Origin of the sequence: Pseudomonas sp. (genome assembly GCF_032058845.1) — a bacterium.
In the GTDB taxonomy this organism is placed as follows: Bacteria; Pseudomonadota; Gammaproteobacteria; order Pseudomonadales; family Pseudomonadaceae; genus Aquipseudomonas.
Map to the genome: position 1 here is coordinate 1 of NZ_DAMCCR010000135.1, position 9,269 is coordinate 9,269.

Genomic DNA, 9,269 nt, shown 5'->3' on the forward strand with positions numbered 1-9,269 from the left:
CAGGCCGAGCTGCCCGTCGCCGCCCCTGGCAACGCTGTGCCGCTGTATCGCCCGGAGGTGCCAGTCTACAGCGTGGCGCCGCGTGCGGCCGCGCTTACCGCCCGGCAAGCACTGGGCACCTTCCACCAGCGCCAGGGCGATCAGCGCTTGCTGACCGGCTCAGGGGCCTTGCCGGCCAGCTGGGGCCAGGCCTATGGCGGCCGCACCCGCCAGCAATGGAGTGGCACCGTCAATCCAAGCTTCGACGGCGACATCGGCGGCTGGCGCATCGGCCAGGACCTGTTCGCCTTCACCACCGCTGGCGGCTACCGGCAGCAGGTCGGCTTCTATGTGGGCCACAGCCGGCTGGACGGTGACGTCAAAGGCTTTGCCCTGGCCCAGGAAAACCGTGAAGTCGGCGACCTGCGCCTGGACGCCGACAGTGTCGCGGCGTACTGGACGGTGATCAGCCCGCAGCAGGCCTACCTCGACAGCGTGGTGCAGTACAGCCGCCTCGACGGCCGCGCCCGCTCGGATCGCGGTGGGCAACTCGACCTCGATGGCGATGTCTGGACGGCTTCGCTCGAGGCCGGCTATCCGATCCCGCTGTCCCCACGCTGGCGCCTGGAGCCGCAGGCGCAGGTCATTGCGCAACGCACCGCACTGGATGGCGCACGCGATCAGGTGTCGCGGGTCGACTTCGAGCACCAGACCGAACTGACCGCCCGCCTCGGCGCACGCCTGGAAGCCGACCTGCCGCTCGATGGCGCCGCGCTGCTGCAACCCTATGTGCAGGTCAACCTGTGGCACGGCGACGGTGGGCGCGACACCGTGGTGTTCGATCAGCGCGATCGGCTCAAGACCGATTACCGGCACACCTCGATGCAGGTGGAGACCGGCGTGGTGGCGGTATTGGGCGAACGTTTCAGCGTGCATGGCGGCGTGCAGTACAGCCAGGATCTGGACGGGCGTGAGCAGCGTGGCGTGGGGGCGAACGTGGGGCTGCGCTGGAGCTATTGAGGTGCGTGGTGTTTGCGCGCTAGCGCCTTGCTGCCAGCAGGCCCACGCCTGCGCAACCCAGCAGCCCGGCACTGGCGCGATTGAAGATTCGGCGCGCGCGAGGCTGCTCGAACCAGCGTTGCAGGTACGCGCCAAGCCCGGCGTACAGAGCGATCGCCACCCATTCGAGCAGCAGAAACAGCGAACCCAGCCAGAGAAACTGTTCGCTCACCGGCGTGGCGCTGCCGACCGTGACGAACTGCGGCAGAAACGCGGTAAAAATCAGGATGGCCTTGGGGTTGCCTGCCGCCACGAAGAACTCCTGGCGCGCCAGCTGCCAGCCGCCACGCGCAGGCTCTGCTGGATGGGTTTCGGCGCCGACAGGCGCGCGCCACAGCTGCCAGGCGATGTAGAACAGATAACCGGCACCCGCCACCTTGATCAGCAGGAACAGGTACTCGCTGGTGTGCAGCACCACTGCCAGGCCCATGGCGGCCAAGGCGATCATGCCGCTGAAAGCGACCAGCCGGCCGCCACCGGCGATGCAGGCGCGGCGCAGGCCGTAGCGGCTGGCGTTGTGCAACGACAGCAGGTTGTTGGGCCCGGGGGCCATGTTCAGGGCGAAGCAGGCAGGCAGGAACAGCAACAGGATGGACAGGTCCATTTTTCGTCTCCTCAGGGGCCTGAACAGTCTCTGCGGCGCGCCCTGATCGCGTTAGATACAGTCGTCTGGGAAATGACCGGCACAGTGTCAGCGAGTAGACTTCTCTCGCCCCCACCCCACGTGCTGCTGCCCATGCCCGACCGTCAACACTGGCACGACCCCGCCCTGCCCTTCGTCGAAGCGCGTCGCGCCTGCGACAGCCGCGCCTGCTACAAGGCGCACAGCCATCCCACCTTCTCGATTGGCGCGGTCGATGCCGGGGTCAGTCATTTTCGCGGTGCGGCGCCCGGCACCCAGCGGCTGACGCCGGGGACGCTGGTGCTGGTGCCGGCGCAACGGGTACATGCCTGCAACCCCGAGCCCGGCGCGGCCTGGAGCTACCAGATGCTGCATGTGGATGCCGATTGGCTGCAGCAACTGCGTGAGGAGTCCGGCGTCACGCAACAAACGCCTGGTACAGCGGCGTGCATCAGTCAGGACAGGGCGCTGTACCGGCAGTTTTGCCAACTCACCGCGCTGCTGTTTTCCGACGCCTGCGCGCTGGAGAAGGAAACCGCACTGGTGAACTTCATCGGCACCTTTGACGAACATGCCTTCGCCGCGCTGCCCATGGCCCCGGCCGAAGAGCACGCTGCCCTGGCACTGATCGATCACCTGCAGGCGCTGGCAGACGAACAACTGGCCCTGTCGAGCCTGGACGCCATGGCCCGTTGGGCCGGGCTTGGCCGCTACGCGCTGATCCGTGCCTGCCACCGCGCCACAGGCCTGACCCCGCATGCCTGGCTGCTGAACGCACGCGTGAACCGCGCTCGCACGCTGCTGCGTCAAGGCTGTGAACTGGCCGAGGTGGCGTATCGCTTGGGCTTTGCCGACCAGAGCCACTTTCAACGGGTGTTCAAGGCCCATGCCGGGACCACGCCGGGAGCCTATCGGCGTGGCGGATGCTGACCACAACCTGTGGGAGCGGCCGGTCCGGCGCTCCGGTTAGCCGCGATGGGGGGCGCAGCCGCCCTGATGGCTGCAAATCGGTTCGCCAGATGAACCGATGGTGTCTGTGCTGGGCCGGCTACGCCGTCCATCGCGACTAACCGGAGCGCCGGACCGGTCGCTCCAACAGGAAAAGCGTGCGAACGCTGTCCGCGTAGGGCGACACGGCTGATCTCCAGCCCTGTTGCGACTGCACTATTGTTCAATACACCGCCCCCCCTGCCACGCCACCCTGCGGCCTCCTCCGTTCACGAGTCCGCACCATGGAACAGTTCCTGCTCATCGCCCTCGCCCATTTCCTGGCGTTGCTGTCGCCCGGGCCGGATTTCTTCCTGGTGGTGCGCAATGCCGCCACGTCCGGCTGGAAGGTCGCCAGCGGCGCTTGCCTGGGAATCGCGCTGGCCAACGGCGTGTTCATTACCCTGGCGTTTGCCGGGCTGGCGCTGCTGCGCGAAGGCAGCGCGCTGTTCACGGCCCTGCAACTGGCCGGGTGCGCCTACCTGCTGTACGTCGGTGTGCTGTTTCTGCAACAGGCCGGTGAGCAAACGCTGCTGACGCCACAGGCTGACGCGGTGGGGCGCCGGGGCTGGCTGAGCAACCTGCTGGCGGGCTTCGTCTGCGCGATTCTCAATCCGAAGAACGCATTGTTCTATGCCAGCCTGGCGAGCATGGTCAGCGCCGCCAGTCTGGGCTGGAAGCTGGTCTATTCGGCATGGATGTTCAGCATCGTGCTGCTCTGGGACCTGCTGGTGGCGGGGCTTTTCGGCCATCGGCAGGTGATGCGCCGCTTCGCCCGTGCACTGCCTGCGTTGCGGCGAGGATCGGGAGCGATGCTGATCCTGCTGGCGCTGGGGGTGCTGGTGCATCTGGCGATGGGGTGAGCAGCGTTGGCACAGGTTGCAGCCCTGGAAGCTATGAACAACAGTTGCAGGTCGCACCCAGGACGTCTCGAGCGAAGCGTGACAAGGCGAAACCAAAAACCAACAGGCTTAGAACAGCCCTGCCGCCTGCCCGCCTTCCAGCTTCAACAGCAGTTGCTTGGCCGGCAGGCCACCGGCAAACCCGGTCAATCGACCCGAGGCACCAATCACGCGATGACACGGCGCGATGATCGAAATCGGATTACGCCCATTGGCTGCACCTACTGCGCGCACTGCCTGGGGCTTGCCGATCTGCCGGGCAATCTCGCCGTAGCTGCGGGTCTCGCCAAAGGGAATGGTCAGCAGCGCCGCCCAGACATCGCGCTGGAAGTCAGTACCGGTGAAGCTCAGCGGCAGGTCGAAGGACTTGCGGCTGCCGGCGAAATAGTCGCCCAACTGACGCGCAGCTTCCTGCAGCACCGGGTCTTGATCATCGCGCTGCAGCTCGCCCAGCCGTACGCGGTTCTCCCGCTCGTTTTCCCACAGTACCGCCGCCAGGTGCTGGTCACGGGCCACCAGGGTGAGCACGCCCACCGGGGAATCCATCAAGGTATAGACGCAGGACATCATTGACTCCGATTGAATGATTCATCGCTCGTACGCAACCGATCAGGCTGCCTGGGCCCAAGGCTGGCCCCACTAGATTGCACCCGGCAAACGACGTCACGCGCGGTCGCAGACCAACGGTCCGTTGCTCAGGAGCGCCGTGGACCCCTACGCGTGAACGACATGACCAAAAGAGTCATCCAGAAGCCCAGCAACGCGGCCGTGACCCCACTGGGCACCTTGTCCAGCAGCCAGAAGTACAACGCTGCCACGGCCAGAGCCAATGTCCGCATTTGCCGATCGCTGAAACGCTGGCCAAAGCGCTCGGCTGCCCGGTTGAATGACCGAATCCACTGCATCATCTCGACGCCTTCCTTGGGTCAATAAGTGTTGCGGCCGCGTCAGTCGCGACCGAATTTGCTCCGTACTACCCAGGCAGAGGCCCAACCCGCAAACGTATAGAACGCATCGAGGTAAAACCGCCCAAGATAGTTGGGCAATGCCACGCCAGCGGCTTGCAGGTCGCCGTTGTCGACCAGAGACGGCATCAGTGCATAGAGCCCGTTAGGCACGATGGCCAGGGCCAGCAGCAGCAGGTAGGTCAGCGCTTGCAGGGCCGAGCCCGATTGCCCGCGGCGTGCGGCGCTACGCAGCCCGAAGTAGGCAATGGCTCCCGCCACCGGCAAGATCCAGACCTGCGTTGGCAGCGCGATGAACATTTCGGCAACCAGGCTTCTGGTCTGCATGGGACGGGCTCCGGGCAAAGCAGGCGATTATCCGGAGCGGATGGAATGGATGCAAATCCAGCTAGCGCGTCAAGCACTGCGCGGTGCAGGGGCTGAGGTGCAGTGCCGCCGGGCCGGTGTCGCCGAGTTCAGCGGCGACGAATGAGTGCAAATCCAGCTAGCGCGTCAAGCACTGCGCGGTGCATGAGCGAAGGTGGAGCGCCCCAGGCCGGTGTCGCCGAGTTCAGCGGCGACGCCGGCCCAAGGGTTTCAGCCGAGCACCTTGTCCACGGTCAGCGGGAAGTCCCTGATCCGTCGACCAGTCGCGTGGTAGACCGCGTTTGCGATGGCGGCCGCAACGCCCACCACGCCGATCTCACCAACGCCCTTGGAACCCAGCTCGTTGACGATCTCGTCCGGCTCGTCGACGAACAGCACGTCCACCTCGCCCATGTCGGCGTTCACCGGGATGTGGTACTCGGCCAGGTTGTGGTTCATGCAGCGGCCCAGGCCGTGGTCGACCTCGGCTTGCTCGTGCAAGGCCATGCCCACGCCCCACACCACACCGCCGAGGATCTGGCTGCGCGCTGTTTTCGGGTTGATCACCCGGCCTGCCGCCACCGCGCTGACCACGCGGCTGACGCGCACGGTGCCCAAGGCCTCATCCACGCGCACCTCGACGAACACCGCCGAATGCGTCGCGCAGGCAAAGCCCTGGCGCTTGGACCCTGGCTCTGCGGTGATCTGCACCTCCAGCGCGGTGTCCTCTGCGCCTTGCAGCAGGTCACCGAGCGCGAAGGTCTGCTCGCCGACGTGCAGCTGGCCGTCACGCACCTGGAAGGTTTCAGCCGCCATACCGGCCAACGCTGGGAAGCGCGACTTGGCCAGCTCCACCAGCTTGCCGCGCAACAGCTGACACGCCTGGCGCACCGCCGACCCCACCGACGACACGGTAAACGAGCCGCCCTGCAGCGGCGCCGTCGGCAGCGAGCTGTCACCAAGCTGGAAGGTGATGTCGTGCATGGCCATGTCGGCTGCGTCGGCAGCGATCTGGGTCATCACGGTGTAGGTGCCAGTACCGATGTCGGTGGTCGCACTGCTGACCCACAGCTTGCCTTGGGCATCGAGCCGCGCCTTGGCGCTGGCTTTCATCTGCATCGATTCCCAGACACCGCCCGCCATGCCCCAGCCGATCAGCTCATGGCCGTCCTGCTGGCTACGCGGCGCAGGGTTGCGCTGCTCCCAGCCGAAACGCCGAGCGCCCTGCTCATAGCAGTCCATCAGCGCCTTGCTCGAATACGGTTTGCCTTCGTTGCCATTGGTGTCGGTGAAGTTGACGCGGCGCAGCGCCACCGGATCGATGCCCACCTGCTCGGCCAGCTCGTCCATGGCGCACTCCAGCCCGATCAGGCCGAGGGCGGCACCCGGGGCGCGCATGTCCAGCGGCGTATAGACGTCAAGCGGTACCAGTTGATAGGCCATGGCGACGTTATCGCAGCGGTACAGCATGCCGCTCCACGGCACCACGTTTTCACTGAAGTCTTCGAACCGCGAGGTCTGCCCCGTGGCTTCGTGACGGATGGCAAGCAGGCGACCCTCACCGTCCGCGCCCAGTTGCAGGCGCTGCAGGGTGCGTGGGCGGTAGCCGAAGGTGAACATCTGCTGGCGGGTCAGGGTAACGCGCACCGAGCGTTTGAGCTTCAGCGCGCCCATCACGGCCAGCACCAGTTGGTACTGCGGGCGCAACCCGGAACCGAACGCACCGCCCACATAGGCCGCGCAGACGCGCACCTGTGCTTTGTCGAGCTTGAAGATCTCCTGCACGAAGGCCTGGCTGTTCTGCGTGCCCTGGGTCTTGTCGTGGATCAGCAGGCTGCCATCGTCCTGGTAGAGCACCGTCGAGGCGTGGGGCTCCATCGGGTTGTGGTGCTCGTTCGGCGTGCTGTAGGCCGAATCCATCGTAAACGGTGCGCTGGCATAGGCCTTGGCGAAATCACCGCGGGGCTTGGGCAGCTCGGTCGGCGCGTCGTAGGCATCGGCCAGGGCGGCGGGCAAGTCGGTCTGGTGCGGTTCAGGGTCGATGTCGATCTGCACCAGGCTGCCGGCATAGCGCGCCAGTTCCAGGCTCTCGGCGATCACCAGCGCCAGGGGTTGGCCGCTGTACAACACGCGGTCATTGAACAAGGGCCGGAACGGATGGCCGTCCGCGGCATCCTGGTCCTGGTACGCCTCATCGTCACCGGCCATGGGTGGACGGTTGAGGTGGTGGAGCACCTCGACGACGCCAGGCAGCTCGAGGGCTGCGCTGCAGTCGATACGGCGGATGCGGCCGTGGGCGACATGCCCGCTGACCACGCTACCGTAAAGCAGGCCTTCGTCGGGAAACTCACCGGCATAGCGAGCCTGACCGGTGACCTTGGCCGGGCCGTCGGTACGGTCCAGCGGTTGTCCGCTGACGGGTTGCGCGCTCATGAGGTGGCTCCTGTCTGACGCGCCTGGGCCGTAGCCAATGCGCGGATGATGGCGTTGTGCGCGAGGGTGACCTTGAAGGCGTTGTGGGCCAGCGGTTGGGCGCCGCTGAGCATGGCGCGGGCGATCTCGGCGTAGGTCTCTGCGGTGGCGGGCTGGCCCTGGAAGCGGGCTTCGAGGTCCGGTTGGCGCCACGGCTTGTGAGCGACGCCGCCGAGGGCCAGGCGCAGCTCGCCGATGCGATCGCCGTCGAGCTTCAGCGCGGCGGCCACCGAGACCAGGGCGAACGCGTAGGACGCCCGGTCGCGCACTTTCAGGTAATGCACATGCGCGGGGAAGCATGGCGGGTTTAATTCGATGCCGGTGATGAGTTCGTCATCGCCCAGGCAGTTGTCGCGCTCAGGCGCATTCCCAGGCAGGCGGTGAAAGTCCGCGAAAGCGATCTGCCGCCTGCCCTGCTGGCCTTGGACGTGCACGGTCGCTTCCAGCGCGGCCAGGGCCACGCACATATCGGACGGGTGCGTGGCCACACAGTGCTCGCTGGCGCCGAAGATCGCGTGGTTGCGGTTCAGGCCGGTGCGCGCCGAACAGCCGCTGCCAGGTTCGCGCTTGTTGCACGGGGTGCCGGTGTCATAGAAATACGGGCAACGGGTGCGTTGCAGCAGGTTGCCGCCACTGCTGGCCATGTTGCGTAGCTGCGGCGAAGCACCGGCCAGAATGGCCTGGGACAACAGCGGATAATCGGCCTCGATGCGCGGGTGTCGGGCCAGTTCGGCATTGCCTACCAGGGCGCCGATCAGCAGGCCACCGCTGGCGGTCTCGCTGACCTGGCGCAACGGCAGGCCGGTGATGTCGATCAGCCGGCGCGGTCGGGCCACGTTCTCTTTCATCAGGTCGAGCAGGTTGGTGCCGCCGGCGATGAAGCGTGCGTCGGGGCCGGCAAGGCGCACGGCAGCGTCGATGTCGGCAGGTTTGCTGTAGGCGAAAGGCATCATGCGCGCGCCCCTCCCTGATCACTGCCAATCAACGTGGGAAGCACCTCTTCCACAGCCGCCACGATATTGCCGTAGGCGCCACAGCGGCACAGGTTGCCACTCATGCCCTCCTGGATCTCGGCGCGGCTCAGGGCCTTGCCCTCACTGGCCAGGGCCACGGCCGAGCAGATCTGCCCGGGCGTGCAGTAACCGCACTGAAACGCGTCATCGCGGATGAAGGCGTCCTGCACCGCGTGCAGGCGGCCATCGACCGCCAGGCCTTCGATGGTGGTGATGCTGTCGCCGTCGCACATGATCGCCAGGGTCAGGCAGGCATTGACGCGCTGACCGTTGCGCAGCACGGTGCACGCACCGCATTGGCCGTGGTCGCAGCCTTTCTTGGAGCCGGTCAGGTCAAGCTGCTCGCGCAGCAGGTCAAGCAGGGTCAGCCAGGGCGGCACTTGCAGCGTGTGTTGCTGACCGTTGATGGTCAGCGCCAGCGGCTGGCTGGCCGGAATGCAGTCGGAATCGCTCATTTCTGAAGCCTCACGGTCGGAATACTGTCGTTATGTGCAGCGCAGCTGCTTATTCAGGTCCGACCGAGAGTGATCCTCATGCGTTCAAAGCAACTGAATCCTTCCCGCTCAGAGGTTGCAGCGATTGCGGCTGCGCCCTGTGCCGCTCTGGTACTGGCTGCCGGACGCGGGCGCCGATTCGGCAGTGACAAGCGCCTGGCGGGATTGGCCGATGGCCAGGCGCTGCTGGCCGCGACGCTGAGCCGGGTGCAGGCGCAGTTCGATGAGGTGTGGGTGGTCATCGCCGGGCACGACGATGCCGAGGCGTTAGGTGTGCCGCCAGCGGTCAGGGTGGTGCATGCCCAGCAGGCCGACAGTGGCATGGGCGCGAGCCTCGCGGCCGGGATCGGCGCGTTGGCAGGCAGCGGTGCAGAAGCTGCAGCGGTGCTGCTGGGCGACATGCCCTGGCTGGCCGGCGCTACGCTGGCGCG

General features: G+C 66.3%; 11 protein-coding genes. 4 read left to right on the forward strand and 7 right to left on the reverse strand.

Annotation, left to right across the window (positions count from 1 at the left end):
- A partial coding sequence (locus RT028_RS18540; RefSeq protein ID WP_312936690.1) for an autotransporter outer membrane beta-barrel domain-containing protein occupies window positions 1–999 on the forward strand: 999 nt, incomplete at its 5' end.
- A gap of 19 nt (window positions 1,000–1,018) precedes the next feature.
- Here RT028_RS18540 and RT028_RS18545 read toward each other — a convergent pair.
- Window positions 1,019–1,642 carry a LysE family translocator gene (locus RT028_RS18545; RefSeq protein ID WP_312936692.1) on the reverse strand — a complete coding sequence of 208 codons (624 nt, stop codon included), beginning with the start codon at window positions 1,640–1,642 and terminating at the stop codon, window positions 1,019–1,021.
- Window positions 1,643–1,768: 126 nt separating this feature from the next.
- Here RT028_RS18545 and RT028_RS18550 point away from each other — a divergent pair, with 126 nt between their 5' ends.
- The gene (locus tag RT028_RS18550; protein ID WP_409567304.1) at window positions 1,769–2,590 is read left to right on the forward strand and encodes an AraC family transcriptional regulator; all 822 of its coding nucleotides are present in this window, start codon (window positions 1,769–1,771) and stop codon (window positions 2,588–2,590) included.
- A gap of 302 nt (window positions 2,591–2,892) precedes the next feature.
- Complete coding sequence (locus RT028_RS18555) at window positions 2,893–3,510, forward strand: LysE family translocator (protein WP_312936696.1); 618 nt, start codon at window positions 2,893–2,895, stop codon at window positions 3,508–3,510.
- Between the two features lie 108 nt (window positions 3,511–3,618).
- On the opposite strand, the gene RT028_RS18560 is transcribed toward RT028_RS18555, so the two are convergent.
- The 6 genes from RT028_RS18560 to RT028_RS18585 form a co-directional block, all read right to left on the reverse strand.
- Window positions 3,619–4,116, reverse strand: a complete 498-nt coding sequence (locus RT028_RS18560) for a methylated-DNA--[protein]-cysteine S-methyltransferase (protein WP_312936698.1) — start codon at window positions 4,114–4,116, stop codon at window positions 3,619–3,621.
- Between the two features lie 128 nt (window positions 4,117–4,244).
- Window positions 4,245–4,457, reverse strand: a complete 213-nt coding sequence (locus RT028_RS18565; protein ID WP_312936700.1) for a hypothetical protein — start codon at window positions 4,455–4,457, stop codon at window positions 4,245–4,247.
- A gap of 39 nt (window positions 4,458–4,496) precedes the next feature.
- Window positions 4,497–4,841, reverse strand: coding sequence for a hypothetical protein (locus tag RT028_RS18570; RefSeq protein WP_312936702.1), 345 nt, complete (start codon window positions 4,839–4,841; stop codon window positions 4,497–4,499).
- 249 nt (window positions 4,842–5,090) lie between these two features.
- Window positions 5,091–7,292 carry a xanthine dehydrogenase family protein molybdopterin-binding subunit gene (locus RT028_RS18575; RefSeq protein ID WP_312936704.1) on the reverse strand — a complete coding sequence of 734 codons (2,202 nt, stop codon included), beginning with the start codon at window positions 7,290–7,292 and terminating at the stop codon, window positions 5,091–5,093.
- Complete coding sequence (locus tag RT028_RS18580; RefSeq protein ID WP_312936706.1) at window positions 7,289–8,284, reverse strand: xanthine dehydrogenase family protein subunit M; 996 nt, start codon at window positions 8,282–8,284, stop codon at window positions 7,289–7,291. Before RT028_RS18580 ends, RT028_RS18575 begins: the two co-directional genes overlap by 4 nt.
- Window positions 8,281–8,799 carry a (2Fe-2S)-binding protein gene (locus RT028_RS18585; protein WP_312936708.1) on the reverse strand — a complete coding sequence of 173 codons (519 nt, stop codon included), beginning with the start codon at window positions 8,797–8,799 and terminating at the stop codon, window positions 8,281–8,283. The genes RT028_RS18580 and RT028_RS18585 overlap by 4 nt, the downstream gene beginning before the upstream one ends.
- Window positions 8,800–8,877: 78 nt before the next feature.
- Between RT028_RS18585 and RT028_RS18590 the strand changes: the two genes are divergently transcribed.
- Window positions 8,878–9,269 (forward strand): NTP transferase domain-containing protein (locus tag RT028_RS18590; RefSeq protein WP_312936710.1); only part of this gene is annotated, 392 nt, incomplete at its 3' end.